The following is a 24230-nucleotide window of genomic DNA, read 5'->3' on the forward strand; positions in this document are numbered from 1 at the left end:
TGCTGTTTACCTCCTAGAAGATTCGGGGCTTTCGGGGCTTTGGATGGACAGTGGTTCCTGGTCGGTGGTCGCCGACTCCGCGATGTGGCACGCCGCGACGTAGCCGAACGTCATGGCGGGCCCGATCGTCGCGCCGGCACCGGCGTAACTGCGGCCCATCACCGCCGCCGACGCATTGCCGACCGCATAGAGCCCCTCGATCACCGTGTCGTCGCCGCGCAGCACGCGGGCGTGCTCGTCGGTGCGCAGCCCACCCGAGGTGCCGAGGTCGCCGAGGATGATCTGGAACGCGTAGTACGGCGGCTTGCCGAGCGGGTGCAGATTCGGGTTGGGCAGCGTCAGGTCGCCGTAATAGTTGTCGTAGGCGCTGTCACCGCGGTTGAAATCGTCGTCGTGGCCTTGGGCGGCCAACTCGTTGAACCGTTCGGCGGTCCGGCGCAGTTGCGCCGGCGGGACCCCGATCCGGCCGGCGAGTTCCTCCCAGGTGGACCCCGTCTTGACGATGCCGGACTCCAGCCAGGCGGCCGGCACCTTCCGGCCAGTCGGGACGGGAGCGAACGGCACCTTGGGAATCGGCAGGTGCCCGGCGACGACGTACCGGTGGAACGACCGGATGTCGGTGATCAGCCAGCACGGGATGTGCGTGACACCGGAGCGCTCACCGTCGATCATCGCGTGGGCGAAGTCCATGTAGGGCGCGGCTTCGTTGATGAACCGCTCGCCCGCGCCGTTGACCACGAACTGGGATGGCATCATCCGTTCGTTGAGCATGAACTGCAACCGTCCGTCCGGCCAGCAGATCGCCGGGAACCACCACGCTTCGTCAAGCAGATCGGTTGCCGCGCCGAGCTTCTCGCCGGCCCGGATACCGTCACCGGTCGCGGCGGGATTGCCGAAGCTCCAGTCCTTGCCGGGTCCGGCGAGTTCAGCGACCCGGTTCAGCTCGGGCAGATGTTGCCGCCGCCAACCCATGTCGTGGTCGAAGCCGCCGCTGGCCAGGATCACCCCCCGCCGGGCCTGCACCCGCAGCACACGGCCGTCTTTCTCGATGACTGCGCCGATCACCCGCGCATCCGGGCCGTCGGTGTCGGTGATCAGCTCGGTCATCGGCGCGTTCAGCCATAGCGGGATGTCCTGCTGTTTCATCGCGAGCCGCAGCCGCGCCGACAGGGACTGACCGATGGCCGCCATACGTTCCCCGAAGGCTCGGGCCCGGAACATCCGCCAGATCAACTTCAGCAGCACGGCCTTACCGCGCCAGTTCTGCCGGACCTGATAGAACAGCCGCAGGTCCTTGGGCGCGAACCAGATTCCCTTGGGCGCCAGCGCCAACGGGGCGAGCAGGTTATGTTCCTCGTCGCCGAGCACGCGCAGGTCAAGCTCGGGCACGTTGATGGTGCTGCCCAGCGCTGACCCGCCGGGAAGCTCGGGATAGTAGTCGGCGTATCCGGGCTTCCACACGAACTCCAGCCAGGGGCTGAGCTTTTCGAGGAAGTCCATCATCTCGGGCGCGGCGTTCACATAGGTGCGCAGCCGGGCGTCGCTGACCAGACCGCCGGTGATCTCCTTGAGGTAGGTGAACACCTGATCAGGGTCCGGCACGTAGCCCTCGCGGCGCTGCGACGGCGCCCCCGGCACCCAAATGCCGCCGCCCGACAACGCGGTGGAGCCGCCGAACCGCGGCGACTTCTCCACCACCAGGGTGTCCAGGCCGGCTGACTTCGCGGCCAGCGCGGCGGTCATCCCGCCGCCACCGGACCCGATCACCAGGACATCGGTGGCTTGGTCGAATCCTTGGCCCGCAGCAGAACTCATTTTGTGGACACCGCCGTTCGAATCGCGAAACCGGCGATGAGTTCCGGTGCGGCACGGTAGAACCGGTCGCCGGTACCGTATCTGCCCTGCGCGGCCAACGCTGAAAAGGCGGCCACCCAGGTTCTGACCTCGTGAGCAGAGTTACCCGCCTGCTCGGCGATCCAGCCGTTGTCCCAGCCGTCCACCTCGGCGAGCCGGCCGGTGTCGAGCAGGTCCAGGAACGCCGTATCCCAGTCCGGGTTCAGCGGAGCGAGCGCCCCGTGGCCGGCCGCGAATTCGCGGGCTGCCTCGATCACCGCCGACTGGCGGGCCAGCCGCTGCTCGGTGGTCATCGGCACGCCTCTGACGATGCGGTCCAGCGCCGCCGGCGGCGCGGTCGCCAGCGTCGGGACGGGAGGGTCGTGCGACAGTCCGCCCGATCCGATGACCAGCACCCGCTTGCCGAGGCCGGCGAGATGCGCGCCCACGGCGGCCCCGAGCGCACGGACTCGGCGCATCGGTCCCAGCGGGGTCGCCACGGAGTTGACGAACACCGGGATGACGGGTTTGGCGGTGGCGTCGCCGAACAGCTTCTGCAGCGGTTGCACTGTGCCGTGGTCGACGTCCATCGCCGCCGAGATCGCGACGTCGACGTCAGCGTCCAGCACCGCCTGGGCACAGTCGGTGGCCAGATCGGCCGGCACGTTCAACGGACCTTGGTAGGTGCCGTAGTCGCCGACGCCCGCGGCCGCGGTGCCGATACAGAACGGCGGCATCGCGCGGTAGAAGAACCCGTTGTAGTGATCGGGCGAGAACGTGACGACGAGCTCCGGGTCGAAGTCGGCGACGAAATCGCGTGCGGCGCCGATGGCGCCCTCGATGTCGTCAAGGAGTTCCTGTGACAGTCCCGGAAGGTTCAGCAGCGGACTGTGCGACATGCAGCACACGGCCATCTGTGTTTTCGCCATGAGAACCGGACCCTCCTTCCCGGGACGGTGGAACGTTCAGATGCAGCGCGCGGAACAGCTCCGCCGACACCTCCGGCGCACGCTGCGCAATGCACGCGGCCGCGATGCAGCGGTCCGGCCGCAGGAACAGCACCGAGTCGGTCGACACGTCGAACCACTTCTTCAGTGCTCCCCCGCGGTCGCCCACGACCACGACATCGGCGTCGTCGTGGCCGGGCCAGCGCAGCTGGGTCATCGGTCGCGCCTCGACGAACCTCGCGCCCAGGGCTTTCCAACTGTCGAACACCTCGTCCCCGAGCACGGCAGGTAGGTTGTTACTCCAGCACAACACCGCGAAACCGGAACCGAGCACATCGTCGAGAAGCAGGTTCTGAGCGTCGCGGGTGTCCACGCGTGGCTGGATGAACAAGGTGCCGGTCGGCGAGTTCGGCGACGGCTGTGCGTCGTGGTAGACCGCGCCCTGCAGGTAGCGCGGCATCGGCTTGAACCGCATCTCCAGGATGTAGCGCTTCAGGGTGGGTACCACCGACGCGGCGTGGATCACCTTGTCACGCAGCGCTGCCACCCGGCGGTTGGTCGGGGAGATGACCCGGCCGACCATCGTCGACAGGTCGATCATCGCGCGCGCGTGCTTGCGACGCTCGACGTCGTAGGTGTCGAGCAGCGCGTCGCGGGCCTGCCCGCGGATGACCGCGGCCAGCTTCCATCCCAGGTTCGCCGCGTCGCGGATCCCGCTGTTGTATCCCTGGCCCTGCCACACCGGCATCAGGTGGGCGGCGTCGCCGGCCAGCAGCAACCGACCCTTGCGGAACGACCCGGCGATCCGGGAATGGTGGGTGTAGACCCGGTGCCGGATCATGTCGACCCGTTCCGGATACGGGACACGCTGACCGAGCATGCGCCGGACGAACTCCGGGTCGTCGGCCTGTTCGTCGGTTTCGTGCGGATGGATCATGAACTCGAAGCGCCGGATGCCGTGTGCGATCGAGATGGACACGTAGGGACGGGCCGGATCAGCGCCGACCTCGCTGTTCGGATGGCCGAGCGGGTCGTTGGCCACATCTACCACGAGCCAGCGGGTCGACGACGTCGTGCCGTCGAAGGACACACCCATCAAGCGGCGGGTGGCGCTGCGGCCGCCGTCGCACCCCACCACGTATCGGGCACACACGGACGCCTGGCCACCAGCGAAGCCGACGGTCACGCCGTCGTTCGTCTCGGAGCAGGTCTGCATGCGATGTCCGAAGCGGACCTCGACATGATCGAACCGCTCAAGGCCCTCGAACAACTCGGCGTCGACCATCGGCTGGACGAACCCGTTGCGTTTGGGCCAGCCGAATCGGGCATCCGGGGGCGCCATCTCGGCCAGCAGCTTCCGGTCGGCATCGAAGAACCGCAAGATCTGGTTTGGCACGGTATGCGGTAGCACCTGATCGACCAGACCGATCGACTGGAACGTGCGCAGCGCCTCGTCGTCGAGACCGACACCGCGGGGATAGTCGATGAGGGTGTCGCGTTCATCGACGACAAGCGTCCGAACACCGTGAAGGCCAAGAATATTCGCCAGGGTCAGACCGGAGGGGCCGGCCCCGACGATGACCACGTCGACGTCGACGTCCGGGGCTGTCACCGGACCCCGCTCATCGCCCGACCCTGCAGGAAGTCCAGGTGCAACCGGTCGAAGGTCTTGGGATCCTCGTACTGCGGCCAGTGACCACAGCCCGGCATCACCTCGAAGCGGGCGCCGGGGATCATCGACGCGATACGCCGGCCCTCCTCGACGTCGGCGGTCGGGTCGTCACTGGTCCAGACCACCAGCGTGGGAGCAGTGATCGCGCCGTACTCGTTGGGGCCGAGCAAATTTCGCGCCCGGATCTCCGGATCCTGCAACGCCATGATGTCACGCATCGCGTTGACGAACCCCGGCTGGCGGTACACCCGCTGCCGGCTGGCCACGATGTCGTCGTAGTCCTTGCTCTTATCGGCCATCAGCCATTTGATCCGCGCCTGAACCGTCTCCCAGGTCGGGTCCTCCGCCGCGGCCATCGACAACGTGAAGATCCGCTTCATCACCTCGGGATCGGCCTGCGAGCCACCTGCGGTGTTGAGCACCAGACGATCCACCCGATCCGGCCGGTCCGCGGCGAAGCGTGCGGCCACCCAGCCTCCCAGCGACTCGCCGCTGATGTGCGCGCGCTGCGCGCCGATCGCATCCAGAAATGCGGCGAGATGCTCGACGTAGTGCGGGATTTCAAGCGGATGGCCGGGCTTGTCGGTGTAGCCGTGGCCGAGCATGTCGATCGACCACGTCGAAAAATGCTCGGCGTGCGCCCCTAAGTTGCGGACGTAGGCCTCGGCATGACCGCCGGAACCGTGCAGGAATACCAGCACGGGCTTGCCCGGATCACCGGCGTGCAGGTAACGGGTGCGGACACCGCCGGCGTCGAGGTACCCCTGAGAGAACGGGACGCCCTGCAGGTCGCTCCATACGCTCTCGAACTCCGCCACCCCTGCACTCCTTCCGTGGAGTCCCTGCCCGAGACCTTGACGGCGAGAATCGAATTCTCGTATTTTGTAAGCACTCTGCTCATTTATCGCACATACATGTGCACTATAGTTAGAGCATCACTCTCACGACAGAGATCTGTCAAGGAAGGTCCGCATGAATCGACCGGCCGGTGATCACCCGCCTGACGCGGGTGCACGCGGGACCGCCACTGCGGGCCCGAGCGCGCCCGGCTCCCAGACGCTGGCGCGTGGGCTCAACGCACTCCAACTGGTGGCGAGCTCACCGACCGGGCTGACCGTCGCGCAGGTCGCCGACGACATCGGCGTGCACCGGACCATCGCCTACCGGCTGCTCAGCACCCTCGCGCAGTACCGGTTCGTCGCCAAAGGAGAAGACGGCCGCTACCGCTCGGCGGCCGCGCTCGCCGTGCTCGGCGCGTCGTTCGACAACAACGTCCGGCAATTGTGCGTGCCCACCCTGCGCGCGCTGGCCGACGAACTCGCCACCACGGTGTCGCTGCTCGTCGCCGAAGGCGACCAGCAGGTCGCCGTCGCGGTCATGGTGCCGACAAACGTCTACTACCAGTTGTCATTTCACGAGGGGAGCCGCTATCCGCTCGACCGCGGCGCTGCGGGGATCGCGCTGCTGTCCAGCATGCCGCCGCGCCCCGGCGAGCGTGACCTGGTACAGCAGACGCGCCAGCAGGGCTGGGTGATCACCCACGGTGAGATCGAGCCCAACACCTACGGACTGGCCGTGCCGGTACGACGTAGATCCCCGGCGCCGCCCACGTGCATCAACCTGATTTCGCACCGCGAGGACGTCGTTCTCGACGGCCGCGAATCGGTCATCAAGGCGGCCCACGATCTGTCGGCCGTCCTCAGCTGAGCCGGACCGGGCAGCAACCATCGGAAGGAGACAGCGATGACCGACTGGGACCATGAGGTCGACGTCGTCGTACTGGGCAGCGGCGGCGCAGGACTGACCGCCGCGCTGACCGCCGTCGTCAACGGCGCCACCGTCGAGGTCTACGAAAAGGCGGCCACCGTCGGCGGGACCACCGCGGTGTCTGGTGGAATCGTGTGGATCCCGGCGCACAACAGGTCCGAAGAGGGCGAGCTGACCGTCGAGGACGCGATGGCGTACCTGCGCGCCCAGTCATTGGGATACATGGACGAAGAACTGGTCGAGACGTTCGTCCGCACAGGCGCGCCGATGCTCGACTTCGTGGAGTCCCACAGCGATCTCGTCTTCGAGGTGGCCGCCGGCTTTCCCGACTACAAGCCCGAACTGCCGGGCGGCAAACCCGGTGGCGGTCGATCGCTGAACGCCAAACCGTTCGACCTGTCCCGGCTCGGTGAGTGGAGCTCGCGGATAACGTCGTTTCCGGCGGACTTCAGCAACGTCGGCATCGACGCCGAGACCCGCGCGCGCATCCACGCATCCGTCGACAGCGAGTCCGGCGACTACTGCGTCGCCGGCACCGCCTTGATCGCCGGCCTGCTGCGCGGCCTGCTCGACCGCGGCGTCACGCCGCACACCGAGGCACGCGCCGTCGAGCTGATCGCCGGCCCGCTGGGGATCATCGGGGTTCGAGTCCGCCAGGGCCACAGCGATTTCCGTGTGCACGCCCGTCGCGGCGTGATCCTGGGCACCGGTGGATTCGAGTGGGACCGCCGCCTGGTCGAGGCGTATCTGCGGGGCCCGATGCGGGGCGCGGTCTCGCCGCCCCACAACACCGGCGACGGACTGCGGATGGCGATGGCGCACGGCGCCGATCTGGCGAACATGGGCGAAGCGTGGTGGGTTCCGATCGTGCAGATCCCCGGCGACACCTTCGAGGGGCACCCGCGCAGCCGCAGCGTCAGGTTGGAGCGCACCCGACCGCGCAGCATCATCGTCAACCGGGCGGGCAGGCGCTTCCTCAACGAGGCGGGCGAATACAACTCGATGGCCGGGCCGTTCCACTTTCTCGATCCGAAGCTCGGGTATGCCAACGATCCGGCCTGGATCGTCTTCGACTCCATCCACCTCAAGCACTACGGCTTCCTCGGCGTGGACCCCGACGGACCGATCCCCGACTGGTTCTGCCAGTCGGCCGATCTCGAGGAGCTCGGCGAGAAGACCGGCATCGACCCCGACGGCCTGGCCGCCACGCTCACCGCCTGGAACACCAACGTCGCCGCCGAGCACGATCCTGAGTTCAGCCGCGGCGCAAGCGCTTACGACGGTTACTGGGGCGACACCTCGGCAGCCACCACGGCGGGCCAGACGCTAGGTCCGATCGACACGGCGCCGTATTACGCGGTCCCGGTCTCCGTCGGCGCGATGGGCACCAAGGGCGGGCCCCGCACCGACCGTGACGGGCGGGTGCTGCACGTCAACGGCACCGCCATCACCGGGCTGTACGCCGCAGGCAACGCGATGGCCGGCGCCACCGGAAAAGCCTACGGCGGTGCGGGCGGCACCCTCGGCCCCGCCATGGTGTTCGGCTATCGCGCCGGATACACCGCCGCCACCGGCACGTCGGTGTCCTGACAGCGCCACACCCGCGCATTACCCTCCCGACTACCCCTGGCGGGGTGACGGGCATCGGCACAAGGTTCAGCGCGCGCACCGCCGCGCAGACCCGGGTGCTCGACGCCGCACTGGCCCGGCTGGAGCCGGCGCTGGAGGCCGCCGAGGCCGAGCAGTCCGCGATCCGCGCCCGCGAACTGTTACACACCCAGGTCATCGACGAGGCAGTCGAACGTCGATGCCACGACGCGAACTCCTGCGGTACACCAAGCGGCTGATCGAGCTCCCGGAATAGCTCAGCGCATGGTGTCGGTGACGATGAGTTGCGCTGCCGCCGTGTACGGGTCGGTGCGACCGTCGGCCACCGCGTCAGCGAGTGAGCCCAGTCCCTCGTGCTGACGAAGCAGGCTCTGCGCCAGCGAGAGGATCTGGGCACGCGCCCTGGCTGATCGCCGACCGGGATTGTCGGTGCGGTGGTGGGTTTCGATCACCTCGAGCAGCTCGTCGATCCCACGGCCCTGGGCCGCGATGAGTTTGAGGATCGGCACGTCGGTTTCGGCCCGCAGGTCCCGTACCGTCTGGTCGGCGCCCTCACGGTCGGCCTTGTTCACCGCGACGATGTCGGCAACCTCCAGCAGGCCTGCCTTAGCCTCGATCCACCGGTGAGCTGTCGGTGTGAAGTCGATTTCGATTGTGTGCGTTGGGCCCGGGGTGTGCCGTGAGGTGGGTGTGTGTGATGGCCCGATCTCGGTATCGGCTTGTTCCTGTGGGTCTTTCGTCTCGTGCGGGCGGTTGGGGTTGCTCTGTTAGGCCAGCAGTGGCCGGTTTCGGCCAAACAGACTGTGGAACAGGGTGTTCCACGCGGTTTCCCAGGGCCAGTTGCGTGGCAGGTGCAGGGTCAGGCGTCGGGCCGAGGAGGCGATGCGTGCCGGCACGCTGATCAGGGTGCGGCGGATGGTGCCGGTGCGGGCTTTGGCCAGCGCTGGTCCGGTCAGGGTGGCCGCGGCGCGGGTGAGGTTGAACGCCATCGCTGCGCACACCAGCCAGGCGGCGTTGGCGCCGAATCGCCCCGAGGGCAGATGGGCCAGAGCAGAGTCTTTGAGGTCGGCGTGGACCTGCTCGATGAGCGCGTGGCCGCGGTGGGTCTTGTCGGCGGTGACGGTATCGAGGTCGGTGGTGGTGAAGAAGGCATGGAAGCGCCAGGTGTCGAACAGGGTGGTCTGCCCCTCGCCGCTGGCGGGGTTGAGGTCGGGGATGCGCCGCACCACCAGCCTGCCGGGGATCTGCTCGCTGGTTGTGCGGGAGCTGAACGCGGTGAAGTCGATCTCGGCGACCTCGGCGCGCGAGATCCAGCGCTGGGTGTTCTCGTCGTAGATCGCGTCGGTGTACTGGATCGGGATCCAGGCGTCCTCGGGTATGGCGGCGATGGCGACTTTGACTTTTGGGTCCAGGCGCACGGTGATCGACACGTCGGCACCACCGCGCAGAGCAGCCGCCACGGTTGGGTAGCCGTAGAACGCCGAGTCGGCTCGCAGCAGCGGCCGGGTGGCTGCCGCCGAAGAGCGCAGTCGTGTCACGGTGGCCAGCGTGTCGCCGACGATGCGGGCAGCTCCACGTGCTGATCCGCAGGCGCCTTTGCGTAGGCGTTGGCCGCAGATGATCGGTGCACCATGCTCAGTGGTGAGCGTGGCGATCAGCGCATTTAACCCACGGACCCCGGAGTATCCGTAACCAGATCCCTGTTTGGTGTAGCCGTGCACTTCGATGATGGTGTCATCGAGATCAACACACACCGGACCGTCAACACCGGCCAGCACCGGAGTGCGTTCGTGCAGACCGGCCAGCAACCGCGCCGCCACGGCGTCGAGTTGGCGGACATGACCGAAGCTGAATTCGCGCAGGAACGATCCCAGCGTCGACGGGGCGTACGGGCGGTCGAACACGGTGCCCATCGCGCCGTGGCGCAGCAAGGCCATGTCATCGATGCTGTCAGCCCCAGCTACCATGCCCGCGACCAGCGACAAGACTTTCGCCCCGGCGTTGGCGCCCTTGTCGGTCGGCACCGTGATGTGCTCATCAGCCAGGCTGCTCAACCCGCACTGATGAGCCAGAGCGGCCATCGGGACCAGCCCGGCACACGACACCAGATTGGGGTCATCAAAGCGGGCTGACGCCACAGGACGAGTGTGAGATAGTTGCATCTACGAGATGCCCTTCGTTCTGACCGAATGTGATCCTAGACAAATCCCATTCTTTCACCGCGACAGGGCATTTCGTTTTTACAACCCGCCCCAACTCCTATTCGATCGGTGGATCAAGGCTTAGCGGCCTGCACAGCGTCCCCGGCTCCCGGGTTGAGGACCACCACGGTGGGATCGGCCACCGCGGCGATCTCGATCTCGGACTGTCCGACGCCGACGGTCTCCAGAATGACGACATCGAAGTGCAGTGCTGACACGAGCGTGATCGCCGCGGGCACCGCGGCGGCCAGACCCCCGAGGTGCCCCCGGGTGGCCACCGATCGGATCAGCACGTCGGGATCGTTGATGTGGGCCGCCATCCGGATGCGATCACCCAGCAGGGCGCCGCCGCTATACGGCGAGGACGGATCGACGGCCAGCACCGCCACTCGCCTACCGTCGGCCCGATAGGCACCGACGAGCGCGCCGACGGTGGTGGACTTGCCCGCGCCCGGTGGACCGGTGATGCCGACGACACGGGCCGGGCGAACCTCCCCGAGTGCGGCGAGCACGTCATCCCGGCGCGGACTCTCCACGTAGCTGAGCAGCCGGCCGGTGGCGCGCGCTGAACCCCCGCGCGCCGCGGCGATGAGGTCGTCGATCGTCACCCCAGACACCTTACGCAGGCGATTTCTCGCTACGCGAGGGACCGTTCCGCTTCCGAGAATGCTATTCTCCTAAGCTGAGAGTGATAGTTCCAGGGAGGATACGCATGGACATCGCGGGGAACTCGGCACTGGTCGTCGGAGGAGCCGGTGGTCTCGGTGAGGCGACGGTGCGGCGACTGCACGGAGCGGGCGCGAAAGTGGTCGTCGCCGACCTGGCCGACGACAAGGGCAAACAGCTGGAGTCCGAGCTCGGCGTGCGTTACGTGCGCACCGACGCGACCTCCGAGGAGTCGGTGCTTGCCGCGATCGCCGAAGCTGAAGCTCTCGGGCCGCTGCGCATTTCGGTGGACACCCACGGTGGACCCGCCGGCGGCGGACGGCTCGTCGGCAAAGACGGATCCCCGCTGGGCTTGGACGCTTTCGAGACAACCATCAAGTTCTACCTCACCGCCGTGTTCAACATCATGCGGCTCTCGGCGGCGGCGATCGCCAAGACCGAACCGCTCGACGAGGGTGGACGGGGTGTCATCGTCAACACCGCCTCGGTGGCAGGCTACGAGGGACAGATCGGACAGCTGCCGTATTCGGCGGCCAAGGGCGGGGTGATCGGGATGACGCTGGTCGCTGCTCGCGACCTGTCCCCGTTGGGGATTCGCGTGGTGACGATCGCCCCCGGAACCATCAACACCCCGGCCTACGGCAACGCGGCCGATCAGCTCGAGCAGTACTGGGGACCGCAGGTGCCGTTCCCGAAGCGTATGGGCCGGTCCACCGAATACGCGCAGCTGGCGCAGAGCATCGTCGAGAACGACTACCTCAACGGTGAGGTGATTCGGCTCGACGGGGCACTGCGATTCCCCCCGAAATGACGCGGGAAGTGACCGACGGGTGACGCTGCAGGGAAAGGTCGCGTTCGTCGCGGGCGCGAGCCGCGGCATCGGCGCCACCGTGGCCGCCGCGCTGGCGCGGGCGGGTGCGTCGGTGGCAGTGGCCGCCCGCTCGGAGCAGGAGGGAAAGCTGCCGGGAACAATCGGGTCTGTCGCACAGCGGATTTCGGACGACGGCGGGCGGGCGCTGCCGGTACCGTGCGACGTCACCGACGAGGAGTCCGTCAACACCGCGATCACCGCGACGGTGGTCGAGTTCGGCGGAATCGACATCCTGGTCGCCAATGCCGGCGTGCTGTGGCTCGGGCCCATCGAAACCACCCCGCTGAAACGGTGGCAGCTGTGCCTCGACGTCAACACCACCGGCGTCTTCCTGGTCACCAAGGCGGCCATCCCCCACATCCGGGTGCGCGGCCGGGGTTCGCTCATCGCTGTGACGACCACCGGGGTCGCCATGACCGATCACGGTGCGAACGCCTACTGGGTGTCCAAAGCCGCGGTCGAACGGCTGTATCTCGGCCTGGCGGCCGATCTGAAACCGGACAACATCGCAGTGAACTGCCTGAGTCCGTCACGGGTGGTGCTCACCGAAGGCTGGCAGGCCGGCGGGGCGGGAATGCAGATCCCGCCCGAGATGGTCGAACCGCCCGAGGCCATGGCCGATGCCGCGGTTTTTCTTGCCGGACAGGATGCTTCGGGCATCACCGGCACCATCCAGCGCTCCGAAGAGCTCACCCCGTAGCGCGAGCGGGCAAGCGAGCCTGTCTCCGCCCCAGCCCCTCCGCGCGAGCGGGCGTGTCTGCGCCCGACACGCCGCGTCCTGGACGAACTTCGCGCACGCTCGGGCCGCACGATCCGCACGCTTGGTTCGCCCACTCCGCGCGCCGGTTGGCCTACTCGCTCGGTTGGCCTACTCGCTCGTTCGGCTACTCACTCGGTTGGGCTGCGCAATCCGCGCGTGCGATCCCGCGAGCGTGCGCACCATGCCCGGCGAGCGTGCGTGAAATCGGTTCGGAGTGCGGCGTGTTGGCCGCAGACACGCACGCTCGCGGCAGGAAGCGCCTACTTTTTGGCGATCAGGCCGTCGACGATCTTGTTGAAGTCCGTCGTGCCGAACGACACGTACTCGGCCAGGTTGGCGTAATCCAACGACGCCATCACCGACTTCTCCAACTGCATGTTCATCAGCCGCTTGGTCGCCTCGACCGCCTGCTGCGGCAGCTCGATCATCTTGTTTGCGCACGTGATCGCCTCGGCGAGCGGATCCTCCACCACGTGATTGGCCAACCCGAGCTCGACCGCGCGCTGAGCCTTGATCCGCACACCGGTCAGCGCGAACTCCTTGGCCTGCAGCAGGCTGATCTGTGAACCCCACACCAGCGGGCCACCGTCGGCGGCCACCAGTCCGATCGACACGTGCGGATCGGCGAAGAACGCGTTCTCGGCGATGTAAACGACGTCGGACAGCGCCGCCAGGCTGCAGCCCAGCCCGACGGCCGGCCCGTTCACCGCGGCGATCACCGGGATGCGGCAGCGCACCATACCGATCACCAGATCACGACCGTGCTTGATCGTCTTCTGACGCAGGGCTTCGTCGTTGCGCAACTCGTCGAGGTAGTTGAAGTCGCCGCCGGCCGAAAACGCCCGTCCCGCACCGGTGATGACGGCCGCACGCGCACCGGCGTCCTCGTTGAGTTCCTCCCAGATCTTGGCCAGGCCGACGTGCAGGTTGTCGTTGACCGCGTTGAGGTCGTCGGGTCGGTTCAGCGTGATGATGCGCAGGGCGCCGTCGGCCTCGACCTTGATTTCGTCTGGCATGGAATACATCAGCTACCTTCTTTCTTCGCGCCGGCGCTCATCAGCCGGAGGCTCCCAGTCCGAGAATGCGTTGCGCGATGATGTTCTTCTGAATCTGCGATGTGCCTCCCATGACACTTTGCGCCCGGCTGTACATGTAGGCCCCGAACAGTTCCTCGTCGGCGGTGCCGACCGTCGCCAGCGCCGCATGCCCGACCGACTGCTCGGTCCACGTCATCAACAACTTGTCCAGCGACCCCTGCGGGCCGTGGGTGATCCCGTCCAGCTGTTCGGAGAGCCGCCGCCGCACGTGCAGACGCAGCATCTCGGTCTGCACCCACGCCCACAGCAGCTCTTCGTTCGGTTCACCGTCGACCCGAGATGCCATCTGCCGCACCGTCTTTCCATAGCGGGCGGAGAAACCGAGCGTCGACGGCTCGCGCTCGTGGCTGACCACCGTCATCGCCAGCTTCCAGCCCTCGCCGGGTGCGCCGACCATGTTCTCGGCGGGCACCCGGGCGCCGTCGAAGCTCACCTGGCCGAATTCCTTGGTGACGCCGCTGATCATCTTCAGCGGCCGCTGCTCGATTCCGGGCTGGTGCATGCTGACGATGAACGCCGAGATGCCGCGATGTTTCGGCACGTCCTTGTCGGTGCGCGCAAGCACCAGGCACCAGTCGGCGACGTCAGAGTAGCTGGTCCAGATCTTGTGCCCGTGGATGACGTACTCGTCACCGTCCCGAACCGCGGTCGTGGTCAGTGACGCCAAGTCCGACCCCGCACCGGGCTCGGAGAAGCCCTGGCACCAGCGCTCGGTGCCGTTGATCATGCCGGGCAGGAACCGCCGGCGCAGTTCCTCGCTGCCATGGTGGCTCAGGCCGACGACGAGATAGCCGAGGCTGGGCCGCGCCGGGGCGCCGGCCTTGGCGATCTCCTCGTCGACGATCACGTCGTACACCGGCGGCAGATCCTGGCCGCCGTACGCCTTCGGCCATGATGTGCCGAAGAAGCCGGCCTGGAACAGCGCCTGATGCCACTCGCCCGCCTTCGCCCAGTACGCGTCGCCGGAGGTCGGAAACCTGCCCTTCTGCTCGGCCAGCCAGGCGCTCAGGCGCTCGCGAAACGCGGCCTCGTCGGGGGAATCACGAAAGTCCAATGGTCAGCTCCTCCAGCTTCGCAGGCCAGGCCTCGGTCGCGGCCAGCACACGGCGCAGATAAACGTGCGCCAGGCATTCCCAGGTGTTGCCGATGCCGCCGTGTACCTGGATCGACGTCTCGCACACCGTCATCGCCGCCCGCGCACAGTAGATCTTCGCGACCCGGGCAGCCTCGATCGCTTCCCGCACCGGCAGTTCGTCGACCGCCCACGCGGCATGCCGGGCCACGCTGATCGATCCCTCGATCAGCGCCAGGCTCTCGGCGAGCAGGTGCGCGACGGCCTGGTAGGAACCGATCGTCGCACCGTACTGCGCGCGCACCTTGGCGTACTCGGTGGCCAGCGCGTGGGTGCCCCGCGCCGCCCCCAGGATGTCGGCAGTGGTCGACGCCAACGCGAGCGCATACCACCGGCCCGCATCGTCGTCGGAGAGGTCGGCCAGCTCGGCCGGCGATTCGACCACGCCGGCAAGGCTTTTCGTCAGATCCACGGTCTGCGGCACGGCCTCGGTGGACGCCACCGGCCGGCCCAGTCGGCGCTGCAGGTCGTCGGCCAGCACCGGCCCGAGGTAGGGCACGTCGACCAGCCCCCGGCCGAACTCCTCGGCCACGATCGCGACCTCGATCGCGGAGGCGCCGTCGGAGCGCAGCGTGCGGAAACCGGTGGCGTCGACGGCCTTCTCCAGCCGCGCGATGCGTCCCGAGTCGTCGAGGTCGGCGACCGACCCCGGCCCGAGATCAGCCGACACCTCCGCGGCGGCATCACGCAGCTGTTGCTGCTCACTGGTCAGACGGACGTCCACAGAATTCTCCGCTCTTCGCGCGGGCGCTCATCGCCCGCTCCCGTAAAACTCGCCGAAGCACCTTGCCCGAAGGCAGGCGCGGGATCTCGTCGACGACGACCACACGGCTCGGTCGCTTGTAGGAGGCCAGCCGCTCGCCGACCAGGGCCGCGAGCTCGCCGGTGTCCACCGGTCCGCGCGCCGTCACGGCGGCGACGATCGCCTCGCCATCGCCTGCCGGGACCCCGAACACCGCGCAGTCGTCGACGGCCGGATGTCCGTGCAGCACGGCCTCGACCTCCGCGGGCGCGACCTGGAAACCGCGGACCTTGATCATCTCCTTGGCGCGATCGGTGATCCGCAGCCAGCCGTCGGCGTCGAGCGTTCCGACGTCACCGGTGCGATACCAGCCGTCGGTGAACGCGTGGCCGGTCCATTCGTCGGGCAGATAACCGGCCATCGCGGAGTCGGACCGCACCTGGATCTCTCCCTCGGCGTCCGGCCCCAACACCTCCCCCGTCTCCAGCGACACAATCCGGAGATCGACGCCGTCCACCGCGCGGCCAACGGTGTCCAGCCGCGGCTGCTGCAGGTCGTTGCAAGAGATCACCGGCAGCTCACTGGCGCCGTAGGCCGTCACCCAGGACACCCCGGTGCGTTGCGTGACGGCAACGGCGACGCTGCTGGTCACCGGGGTGGCGCACCACATGATGCAGCGCAGCGAGGTGAGATCGTGCTTTTCGAGCTCCGGATGTGCCGACAGAGCCAGCGCGATCGGCGCCACCGCCATCTCAACGGTGATGCGGTCGGATTCGATGTGCCTGAGCATGGCGTCGATGTCGAAGCGGCGGTGCAACCGGATCCAGGCGCCGGTGTCGAGCGCCATCAGGATGTTGAGCAGCCCCAGGATGTGGGAGGGCGGCGTCATGACCTGCATGCGGTCCGCGGACGTCAGCCCCAGGCCGGACCGCCAGTGCCGCACCGCGACAGCCAGGGACGCATGCGTGTGCCGGACCGCCTTGGGCATGCCCGTGGTCCCGGAGCTGAAGACCAGCACCGCGTCGGCGGCCGGGTCGGGCTCGAGCGCCTCATGTTCCGCCGGGGGGATCTCCTGGTCGAGAGGCAGCATCGGCATGGCCTCGGCGAGGACGGGGTGATCACCGACCGCGTGCGTCGGTTCGGTGAGCGACAGCGCGTGGTCGACCTCGGTCCGCTTCCAGGCCGGACTCAGCAGCACCGCAGCCCCGCCGAGACGCCAGATCGCGTGCAGGGCCGCCACGAACTCCGGGCGGTTCGATGACATCAGTGCCACCCGTGATCCCGCGACCACCCCCCGCTGCTGCAACTCCGCGGCCATACCGGCAGCCAGGGCGTCGAGATCGGCGCGCGTGTACTGCCGATCCTCGAAGGCGAGCGCCCAGGGCTCACTCACGTCGCGCGCGCCCCTTCCGACACAGTGTTGGATGATGGTTGCGAGAGGATTACCGCTTGTCCAGGAGAATACTATTCTCCTATTATCAGAATGACAATGTCGAAAGAGGGTTCCATGACCGACCCGCAGACACCCGCAGCGGGGTCCGCCGTCACCGATGCAGGCACCATCACCATCACGTTGGACGGCACCACCGCATCGGTGGCGCACCGGCCCGACGAGACGCTGCTGGAGAGCGCGCGTCGCGCCGGCATGGGACCGCCGTTCTCGTGCGAGGCGGGCAACTGCGGAACCTGCATGGCGTTGCTGACCGACGGGACGGCGACGATGCGGGTCAACGACGCGCTGACCGAGGACGAGGTCGCCGAGGGATACGTCCTGACCTGCCAGGCGGTGCCGGACACCCCCGATGTGAGGGTCAGCTACGACGAGTGAGCCGGCACGGCACGATGCTCGTCGAGCCGGGGCGCCGGCCGGTACTGGGGGGCGTACCCGGCGATGTGGATCGGGCTGCCGACTTGGCGGAACTCGCCCGCGGTGACCACCGCGTGCGGCGTGGCGGCCAGCGCCTCGGGCAGCGTGCGCACCGCGGCGACCGGAATACCCAGCGGCTGCAGGCGCTGTTGCCAGTTCACCGCGGAGTCGGTCTGCAACACCGCCCCTACCAGCTCCAACACCTCGTCGCGGCGAGCCGCGCGTTCGGCCATGGTGGAAAAACCTTCGATTCCCGCCTCGCCCGCAAAGGCCGCCCAGAACGCGTCGTGGGTGATGAACAGTGCCAGGTAGCCATCTGCGGTCGGAAACAACTGCGCCGGAACGTAATACGAGTGTGCCCCGTACGGATACCGTTGCGGCTCCACGCCCTCGTTGAGGTACGCCGCGGCGCGGTAGTTCAGCTGCGAGAGCATCACGTCCTGCAAGGACACGTCGACCTGCCCACCCCGACCGGACACGATCTGGGCGAGAAGCCCCAGCGCTGCGGTCAGACCGGTGGAGTTGTCGGCCGACGAATACCCCGGCAGCGTCGGAGGCCCCTGCGGGTCTCCCGTCATCGCAGCCACCCCGGTTGCCGCCTGGATGACATAGTCGAACGCCGGATCGTCCCCGCCGTCGAGGCCGAAGCCGGTCATCGCGACGCACACGATGCGCTCGTTAAACTCCTTGAGCGCCTCATAGGTCAGCCCCAGCCGCCGGATGGCCGAGGGCTTCATGTTCACCAGCAGCGCGTGGGCATCCGCCACCAGCTCGCCCAGACGGGCACGCCCCTCGGCCGATCTCAGGTCGAGGACCACGCTCTGCTTGTTGCGGTTCAGGCTCGCGAAGTAGCTGTCGCTGACCTGCCGGGAGATCTCGCCGCCGGGCGGCTCGACCTTGATCACCTCGGCACCCAGGTCGGCGAGCATCATCGTCGCGTACGGTCCGGCCAGCATGACGCCGACCTCGATGATCCGAATGCCGGCCAGCGGCGCGCCGCCTACCGGGCCCGGCGGGCCGGCGCTCATCGCACTACCTCGCTTTTCACGCCGGCGATCATCGCACGCGCTTGGCGAGCTCGCCGATCACCTCGCGGGTGCGGTACTTCGACGCGACCAGCTCGTCGCGGGTCTCCCCGATCGGCAGCAACCGCACCGACAGGTCGGTGACCCCCGCATCGGCGAACTGCTTGAACCGCGCCAGGATCGACTCTTCGTCACCGGCCGCGCACAGATCGCCGACGTTGCGGGCGTCGCCACGATCCAGCAACCGCTGGTAGTTCGGCGAGGTCTCCGCCTCGGCGAGGATCCGGTTGGCCCGCTCCTTGGCGGCGTCGACCTCGGAGTTCGCACACAGGCACACCGGGATGCCGGCGACGATTCGCGGCGCTGGGCGCCCCGCCTCGGCGGCGGCCTTGATGATCTTCGGCGCGATGTGCTCGCCGATTGCCTTCTCGTCGGCCATCCACAGCACGGTGCCGTCGGCGCGCTCCCCCGCGATCTGCAGCATCACCGGTCCCAGCGCGGCCACCAGCACCGGAAGCGGTTGCTCGGCACCGAGAACCGTCGGATTGTGCACGGTGAACGTGTCGTTCTCGACGTCGACATCACCCGGTCCGGCGAGCGCGGCGCTGAGCACCTCGAGGTAGTCACGGGTGTAGGCGGCCGGCTTGTCGTACGGGAGGCCCAGCATGTCGCGCACGATCCAGTGATGCGACGGCCCGACACCGAGGGCAAGCCGCCCGTTCGCCATCGCATGCACCGAAAGCGCCTGCCGGGCAAGGGCGATCGGATGCTGTGCCTGCAGCGGCACGACAGCGGTGCCGAGTTCGATCCGCGAGGTGTGCGCCGCCATCAGGGCGACCATCGTCAGGCAGTCGAAGTCGTTGGGCACCTGCGGCATCCACGCGGTGTCCAGGCCCGCCGACTCGGCCCACTCGATGTCGGACACCAGCTTGCTGACTTTGCGCGCCATGTCGCCGCGCTCGGCCCCGATCATCACTCCGAGTCTCATTGCCCACCCCCGCTTCGCCCGCCCGGCCTGATTGAACGTGCCTCCTCCGGCGAAAGTGCGCTGAGATCGCGATATCTGCCGAAAGGGCGCTCTGTGCGCACCCTCGCTCCACCCGGCCTCATGTGTGCTCCACTCTCTCCGTCAGCGCCCGCACATCACGCACCAGGTCCTCCAGCGGCGTCCCGGTCGGGAACACCGCGGCGGCGCCGGCGTCGAGGAGTTTCTGGACGTCGCCCTGCGGGATGGTGCCACCGACGACGACGGCGATGTCTGCAGCGTCGGCGGCGCGCAGCGCCTCCACCGTGCGAGCGGTCAGCGCGACGTGGGCTCCCGAGAGGATCGAAAGACCAACCAGCGCAACGTCTTCCTGCAATGCGATGGAAACGATGTCCTCGATGCGCTGCCGGATCCCGGTGTAGATCACCTCAAAGCCCGCATCACGCAGCGTGCGGGCGACGATCTTGGCTCCCCTGTCGTGGCCGTCCAGACCCGGCTTGGCTACCAGCACACGTGTTGACATCAGAACACCACCGGCTGCTGGAACTCGCCCCACACCGACTTCAACGTCGACACCATCTCTCCCACCGTGCAATACGCGTTCGCGCAGTTGATCAGCTTGTGCATCAGGTTGTCGTCGCCTTCTGCGGCCCGGGCCAGCGCCGTGAGCGCCTCCTTGACGGCGACGTCGTCGCGGTCGGCCTTGACCTTCGCCAGCCGCCGCAACTGCTTGTCGCGGCCCTCGGCGTCGAGCTCATAGGTGGCCAGGTCCGGCGGCGGCTCGTCGACGACGAATCGGTTCACCCCGACCACGGGCCGCTCACCCGATTCCACCTCCTGGTGGATCTTGAACGCTTCGTCGGCGATCAAGCCTTGCAGGTAGCCGTCCTCGATGCAGCGGACCATGCCGCCGTGTGTCTCGAGGTCGTGCATGATCTCGACGATCTTCTCCTCGGTGGCGTCGGTGAGGGCCTCGACGAAATAGGAGCCGCCCAACGGGTCGGCCACCTTCGTCACGCCGGTCTCGTACGCCAGGATCTGTTGGGTGCGCAGCGCCAGGGTCGCCGACTCCTCCGAGGGCAGGGCGAACGGCTCGTCCCACGCCGCGGTGAACATCGACTGCACACCGCCGAGCACCGCGGCCATCGCCTCGTAGGCCACGCGCACCAGGTTGTTCTGCGCCTGCGGGGCATACAGCGACGCCCCACCGGCCACACAGCCGAACCGGAACATCGACGCCTTGTCCGTGGTGGCCCCGTAACGCTCCCGCACGATCGTCGCCCATCGCCGGCGCCCGGCGCGGTACTTCGCGATCTCCTCGAAGAAGTCACCGTGGGTGTAGAAGAAGAACGAGATCTGCGGGGCGAACTTGTCGATGGTCATCCGGCCACGCTCGACCACGGTGTCGCAGTAGGTGACGCCGTCGGCGAGGGTGAACGCCATCTCCTGCACCGCGTTGGCGCCGGCATCACGGAAGTGCGCACCGGCCACCGAGATCGCGTTGAACCTCGGCACCTCGGCCGCACAGAATTCGATGGTGTCCGCGATCAATCGCAGGGACGGCTCCGGCGGCCAGATCCAGGTGCCGCGCGAGGCGTACTCCTTGAGGATGTCGTTCTGGATCGTGCCGGTGAGCTTCTCCCGCGGCACACCCTTCTTCTCGGCGGCGGCGACGTAGAACGCCAACAGGATGGCCGCCGTGCCGTTGATCGTGAAGCTCGTGCTGATCTTGTCCAGCGGAATCCCGTCGAACAGGATCTCGGCGTCGGCGAGGGTGTCCACGGCCACGCCGACCCGGCCGACCTCCTCGCCGTACTCCTCGTCGTCGGAGTCGTAACCGCACTGCGTGGGCAGATCCAGCGCCACCGAGAGCCCGGTACCGCCCTGATCGAGCAGGTAGCGGTACCTGCGGTTGGACTCCTCGGCGGTGCCGAAACCGGAGTACTGCCGGAAGGTCCAGGTCTTGCCGCGATACCCGGACGCGAAGTTTCCGCGCGTGAATGGATACTGCCCCGGCGGTGGGGGGTCGGCCGCACGATCGCCCGGTCCGTACACGGGTTCCAGCGGGATCCCCGACGGGGTCGCTACCAGAGGGTGGACTTGGTCACTCATCGATGGATAACGTACTTGCAAAAAATGAGAATGCCAATACCGCCTGAGGGAAAGCCGCACGCCGCAGTGCGTGCCGACCCGCCAAAGACCCGCATCAAACCCGGGAACACGGCGATTATGGGATTCGCCTAAAATGAGAACGACGCTATCGGGCGTTGATGAGGAGGCCCCTTTGTCTGGAGAGTCCAACGCGACCGGCGGGACCGGCGACACCACGTTCGCCGACCGGACCGTCGTGGTCTCGGGCGGCAGTCGCGGAATCGGCCTCGCCATCGCCCTCGCTGCAGCGAGGCGCGGCGCCAACGTCGTGCTGCTGGCCAAGACCGCCGAGCCGCACCCCAAGCTTCCGGGAACCGTGCACACCGCCGTCGCCGACGTCGAAGCTGCGGGCGGCAAGGGTGTCGCGGTGGTCGGTGACGTCCGCAAGGAAGAAGACGTGGCGCGTGCGATCGCGACCGCGGTCGAACGCTTCGGCGGGGTCGACATCGTCGTCAACAACGCCAGTGCGATCGCCACCGAACCGACCGAGGCGCTGTCGGCCAAGAAGTTCGACCTGATGATGGACATCAACGTCCGCGGCACGTTTCTGTTGACGAAGGGCGCGCTGCCCCATCTGCGGAAATCGGCGACCGGCGCGCACGTGCTCACCCTGGCGCCGCCGATGAACATGAACCCGCACTGGCTCGGTGCACACCCGTCCTACACGTTGTCCAAGTACGGCATGACCCTGCTGTCGCTGGGCTGGGCCAGTGAGTACGCAGACAGCGGCATCGGTTTCAGCTGCCTGTGGCCCGAGACCTACATCGCGACCTCGGCGGTGAGCAACCTCGCCGACGGTGATGATCTCGTCAAAGCCTCCCGCAGCCCCGACATCATGGCCGACGCCGCCGTGCAGATCCTGTCGCGGCCACCGGCGCAGGTGAACGGGCAGTGCTACATCGACGCCGCTGTCCTGGTCGAGTCCGGTGTGGCCGACCTGTCGCGTTACGGCGGCGGCGACGACCCGATCCTCGACATCTTCGTCGACGGGCGAGCCTCATGAGCATCTCGCTGCTGCTGGAGATGGCCACCGACGCCGACCCGGACCGGACCGCCCTGGTCTCCGACGAACTCCGGCTCACCACCGCCGAACTCAGCACCCTCGCTGACGGCGGCGCCGGGGTGATCGCGGGGTCGGGCGCCCAGCATGTCGCCTACATCGGCACCGGCGGCGCGATGCTGCCGCTGCTGTTGTTCGCCTCGGCCCGCGCCGCGACACCCGTGACGCCGCTGAACTACCGGCTGTCGGCCGATGGGTTGCGTGCGCTGCTCGACCGGCTGCCCGATCCCCTTGTCGTCGTCGACGACGAATACCGCGATGCGGTCGGCGACGGCTATCGGACGATCGGTTCGGCGGAGTTCCTCGCCGGAGCTCGGACCGCGGATCCCGCGGCCGAGTTCGCCGACCCCGACGCGGTCGGTGTCGTGCTGTTCACCTCGGGGACGACGTCGAAGCCGAAGGCTGTCGAACTGACCCACACGAACCTCACGAGCTACATCATGGGGACGGTGGAATTCGCGTCGGCCGAGCCGGACGATGCCGCGCTGATCTGCGTCCCGCCCTACCACATCGCCGGTGTCAGTGCCGCGCTGTCGAATCTGTACGCCGGACGGAAGATGGTGTATCTGAGGCACTTCGACGCCGAGACGTGGGTGCGGCTGGTCGCCGACGAGGGCGTCACCTCCGCGACCGTCGTGCCGACGATGCTCGACCGGATCGTCTCGGTGCTGGAGGCGCGGGGCACCTCGCTGCCGACCCTGCGCACCTTGGCCTACGGCGGATCGAAGGTGCCGTTGCCGTTGGTGCGCAAAGCGTTGTCGTTGCTCCCCGGCGTCGGGTTCGTCAACGCCTACGGTCTGACCGAGACCAGCTCGACCATCGCGGTGCTGACCCCCGACGATCACCGCGAGGCCCTGGCGGCCTCCGACGAGGCGGCCACCCGGCGGCTCGGTTCGGTCGGTCGGCCGGTGCCCGGCATCGAGGTGCAGGTCCGCGCCGACGATGGCACGGTACTGGGACCGAACCAGTCCGGCGAACTGTTCGTCCGCGGCGAGCAGGTGTCTGGCAGGTACACCGACATCGGTTCGGTGCTCGACGAGCAGGGCTGGTTCCCCACCAAGGACGTGGCCTACCTCGACGAGGAGGGCTACCTGTTCATCGGTGGCCGGTCCGATGACACGATCATCCGCGGCGGCGAGAACATCGCCCCCGCCGAGATCGAAGACGTGCTCGTGGAGCACCCGCACGTGCGAGACTGTGCCGTGGTCGGTGCCGATGACCCCCAGTGGGGCCAGATCATCGTCGCCGTCGTGGTCGCGGAACCGGGGACCGTACCCGACGTCGAGGATCTGCGTGGCCACGTGCGGGCGCAGTTGCGCGGATCCCGCACCCCCGACCGGGTGGTGTTCCGGGACGAACTGCCCACCAACGCGACCGGCAAGGTGCTGCGCCGCGAACTCGTCGACGAACTGAACCAGGACCCATCGCCGGCACAGCCGGCCGCGACATAAGGAGCCCCTGCATGATCAAGAACGGCACCCGACTGCAGAGCCAGGTCTGCGACACCCAGGTGATCGTGGTCCGCAGCAGCGACAGTCTCGACGACCTGCGCGCCGGCGGCGCCCCGATGGTGCCCGTGGGCGACAGTGTCGACGAGAGTCTGTCGCTGGACGGCGAACTGGCCGACGGCAATCTGATGGGCAAGCGCTACGTCGACGACAGCGGCGCCGAGGTGCTCGTGACGAAAGCCGGCAAGGGCACGCTGAGCATCGGCGCGACCCCGTTGGCGCTCAAGGAGGCCAAGCCGCTACCCGCCAGCGACTGACCAGGAAGCCCGGGGGCGTTCGCGGGTGTCACCGCGACGAGGTCGAGCCATGCCATCGCCGCGTATCTGATTGCACGCGAC

22 protein-coding genes and 2 pseudogenes are annotated in these 24230 nt (G+C 67.8%); 9 read left to right on the forward strand and 15 right to left on the reverse strand.

The genetic code is table 11. From position 1 onward, the window contains the following. Nucleotides 1-6 precede the first annotated feature (6 nt). The 4 genes from KXD97_RS29410 to KXD97_RS29425 are packed head-to-tail and all read right to left on the reverse strand — an operon-like array spanning nucleotide 7 to nucleotide 5270. The gene (locus KXD97_RS29410) at nucleotides 7-1815 is read right to left on the reverse strand and encodes an FAD-binding protein (protein WP_260754543.1); all 1809 of its coding nucleotides are present in this window, start codon (nucleotides 1813-1815) and stop codon (nucleotides 7-9) included. Continuing rightward, entirely contained in the window at nucleotides 1812-2732 is a 921-nt protein-coding gene (locus KXD97_RS29415; RefSeq protein ID WP_260754544.1) for a 3-carboxyethylcatechol 2,3-dioxygenase, read from the reverse strand. Before KXD97_RS29415 ends, KXD97_RS29410 begins: the two co-directional genes overlap by 4 nt. Continuing rightward, nucleotides 2680-4392 carry a bifunctional 3-(3-hydroxy-phenyl)propionate/3-hydroxycinnamic acid hydroxylase gene (locus KXD97_RS29420; protein ID WP_260754545.1) on the reverse strand — a complete coding sequence of 571 codons (1713 nt, stop codon included), beginning with the start codon at nucleotides 4390-4392 and terminating at the stop codon, nucleotides 2680-2682. The genes KXD97_RS29415 and KXD97_RS29420 overlap by 53 nt, the downstream gene beginning before the upstream one ends. Beyond that, nucleotides 4389-5270: an alpha/beta fold hydrolase gene (locus KXD97_RS29425; protein ID WP_260754546.1), complete on the reverse strand. Its 882-nt coding sequence runs from the start codon at nucleotides 5268-5270 to the stop codon at nucleotides 4389-4391. Before KXD97_RS29425 ends, KXD97_RS29420 begins: the two co-directional genes overlap by 4 nt. A gap of 154 nt (nucleotides 5271-5424) precedes the next feature. Here KXD97_RS29425 and KXD97_RS29430 point away from each other — a divergent pair, with 154 nt between their 5' ends. From KXD97_RS29430 to KXD97_RS29440, 3 genes are read left to right on the forward strand one after another with little or no spacing between them, the layout of a single operon-like run. Continuing rightward, the gene (locus KXD97_RS29430; protein WP_260754547.1) at nucleotides 5425-6159 is read left to right on the forward strand and encodes an IclR family transcriptional regulator; all 735 of its coding nucleotides are present in this window, start codon (nucleotides 5425-5427) and stop codon (nucleotides 6157-6159) included. A gap of 36 nt (nucleotides 6160-6195) precedes the next feature. Beyond that, the gene (locus KXD97_RS29435) at nucleotides 6196-7809 is read left to right on the forward strand and encodes an FAD-dependent oxidoreductase (protein ID WP_260754548.1); all 1614 of its coding nucleotides are present in this window, start codon (nucleotides 6196-6198) and stop codon (nucleotides 7807-7809) included. Between the two features lie 44 nt (nucleotides 7810-7853). Further along, nucleotides 7854-8066, forward strand: coding sequence for a hypothetical protein (locus KXD97_RS29440; protein ID WP_260754549.1), 213 nt, complete (start codon nucleotides 7854-7856; stop codon nucleotides 8064-8066). An 18-nt stretch (nucleotides 8067-8084) separates the two neighbouring features. On the opposite strand, the pseudogene KXD97_RS29445 reads toward KXD97_RS29440, so the two are convergent. The 3 genes and pseudogenes from KXD97_RS29445 to KXD97_RS29455 form a co-directional block, all read right to left on the reverse strand. Continuing rightward, nucleotides 8085-8438: pseudogene (locus tag KXD97_RS29445) on the reverse strand (methylmalonyl Co-A mutase-associated GTPase MeaB); the annotation flags it as partial. A gap of 156 nt (nucleotides 8439-8594) precedes the next feature. Then, on the reverse strand, nucleotides 8595-9989 hold the full coding sequence (locus tag KXD97_RS29450) for an IS1380 family transposase (protein ID WP_260753034.1): 1395 nt from the start codon (nucleotides 9987-9989) through the stop codon (nucleotides 8595-8597). Between the two features lie 119 nt (nucleotides 9990-10108). Then, nucleotides 10109-10636, reverse strand: a pseudogene (locus tag KXD97_RS29455) (AAA family ATPase); the annotation flags it as partial. 104 nt (nucleotides 10637-10740) lie between these two features. Here KXD97_RS29455 and KXD97_RS29460 point away from each other — a divergent pair. Next, the gene (locus KXD97_RS29460) at nucleotides 10741-11505 is read left to right on the forward strand and encodes an SDR family NAD(P)-dependent oxidoreductase (RefSeq protein WP_260754550.1); all 765 of its coding nucleotides are present in this window, start codon (nucleotides 10741-10743) and stop codon (nucleotides 11503-11505) included. Between the two features lie 19 nt (nucleotides 11506-11524). After that, the gene (locus KXD97_RS29465) at nucleotides 11525-12265 is read left to right on the forward strand and encodes an SDR family oxidoreductase (protein WP_260754551.1); all 741 of its coding nucleotides are present in this window, start codon (nucleotides 11525-11527) and stop codon (nucleotides 12263-12265) included. A gap of 320 nt (nucleotides 12266-12585) precedes the next feature. On the opposite strand, the gene KXD97_RS29470 is transcribed toward KXD97_RS29465, so the two are convergent. The 4 genes from KXD97_RS29470 to KXD97_RS29485 are packed head-to-tail and all read right to left on the reverse strand — an operon-like array spanning nucleotide 12586 to nucleotide 16689. Beyond that, nucleotides 12586-13350, reverse strand: a complete 765-nt coding sequence (locus KXD97_RS29470) for an enoyl-CoA hydratase/isomerase family protein (RefSeq protein ID WP_260754552.1) — start codon at nucleotides 13348-13350, stop codon at nucleotides 12586-12588. 31 nt (nucleotides 13351-13381) lie between these two features. Continuing rightward, nucleotides 13382-14476 (reverse strand): acyl-CoA dehydrogenase family protein, encoded by a 1095-nt coding sequence (locus KXD97_RS29475; RefSeq protein WP_260754553.1) that lies wholly within the window; start codon nucleotides 14474-14476, stop codon nucleotides 13382-13384. Continuing rightward, nucleotides 14463-15278, reverse strand: a complete 816-nt coding sequence (locus tag KXD97_RS29480; RefSeq protein WP_260754554.1) for an acyl-CoA dehydrogenase family protein — start codon at nucleotides 15276-15278, stop codon at nucleotides 14463-14465. The genes KXD97_RS29475 and KXD97_RS29480 overlap by 14 nt, the downstream gene beginning before the upstream one ends. Further along, nucleotides 15256-16689: a class I adenylate-forming enzyme family protein gene (locus KXD97_RS29485; RefSeq protein WP_260754555.1), complete on the reverse strand. Its 1434-nt coding sequence runs from the start codon at nucleotides 16687-16689 to the stop codon at nucleotides 15256-15258. Before KXD97_RS29485 ends, KXD97_RS29480 begins: the two co-directional genes overlap by 23 nt. Before the next feature lie 114 nt (nucleotides 16690-16803). Between KXD97_RS29485 and KXD97_RS29490 the strand changes: the two genes are divergently transcribed. Beyond that, on the forward strand, nucleotides 16804-17124 hold the full coding sequence (locus KXD97_RS29490; RefSeq protein ID WP_260754556.1) for a 2Fe-2S iron-sulfur cluster-binding protein: 321 nt from the start codon (nucleotides 16804-16806) through the stop codon (nucleotides 17122-17124). On the opposite strand, the gene KXD97_RS29495 is transcribed toward KXD97_RS29490, so the two are convergent. From KXD97_RS29495 to KXD97_RS29510, 4 genes are all read right to left on the reverse strand, one after another. Next, nucleotides 17112-18191 carry a CaiB/BaiF CoA-transferase family protein gene (locus tag KXD97_RS29495; RefSeq protein WP_260754558.1) on the reverse strand — a complete coding sequence of 360 codons (1080 nt, stop codon included), beginning with the start codon at nucleotides 18189-18191 and terminating at the stop codon, nucleotides 17112-17114. The genes KXD97_RS29490 and KXD97_RS29495 overlap by 13 nt on opposite strands. Nucleotides 18192-18219: 28 nt before the next feature. Further along, nucleotides 18220-19176, reverse strand: a complete 957-nt coding sequence (locus tag KXD97_RS29500; protein WP_260754559.1) for an LLM class F420-dependent oxidoreductase — start codon at nucleotides 19174-19176, stop codon at nucleotides 18220-18222. Nucleotides 19177-19294: 118 nt separating this feature from the next. After that, a complete protein-coding gene (locus KXD97_RS29505) occupies nucleotides 19295-19696 on the reverse strand; it encodes a cobalamin B12-binding domain-containing protein (protein ID WP_260754560.1) in 402 nt (133 codons plus the stop codon). Next, on the reverse strand, nucleotides 19696-21285 hold the full coding sequence (locus KXD97_RS29510) for a methylmalonyl-CoA mutase family protein (RefSeq protein ID WP_260754562.1): 1590 nt from the start codon (nucleotides 21283-21285) through the stop codon (nucleotides 19696-19698). The genes KXD97_RS29505 and KXD97_RS29510 overlap by 1 nt, the downstream gene beginning before the upstream one ends. Before the next feature lie 172 nt (nucleotides 21286-21457). Here KXD97_RS29510 and KXD97_RS29515 point away from each other — a divergent pair, with 172 nt between their 5' ends. From KXD97_RS29515 to KXD97_RS29525, 3 genes are read left to right on the forward strand one after another with little or no spacing between them, the layout of a single operon-like run. After that, a complete protein-coding gene (locus KXD97_RS29515; protein WP_260754563.1) occupies nucleotides 21458-22327 on the forward strand; it encodes an NAD(P)-dependent oxidoreductase in 870 nt (289 codons plus the stop codon). After that, nucleotides 22324-23835: a class I adenylate-forming enzyme family protein gene (locus KXD97_RS29520; RefSeq protein WP_260754565.1), complete on the forward strand. Its 1512-nt coding sequence runs from the start codon at nucleotides 22324-22326 to the stop codon at nucleotides 23833-23835. Before KXD97_RS29515 ends, KXD97_RS29520 begins: the two co-directional genes overlap by 4 nt. A gap of 11 nt (nucleotides 23836-23846) precedes the next feature. After that, entirely contained in the window at nucleotides 23847-24149 is a 303-nt protein-coding gene (locus KXD97_RS29525) for a hypothetical protein (RefSeq protein ID WP_260754566.1), read from the forward strand. Nucleotides 24150-24230: the final 81 nt, after the last annotated feature.

Source organism: Mycobacterium sp. SMC-8, assembly GCF_025263565.1.
In the GTDB taxonomy this organism is placed as follows: Bacteria; Actinomycetota; Actinomycetes; order Mycobacteriales; family Mycobacteriaceae; genus Mycobacterium.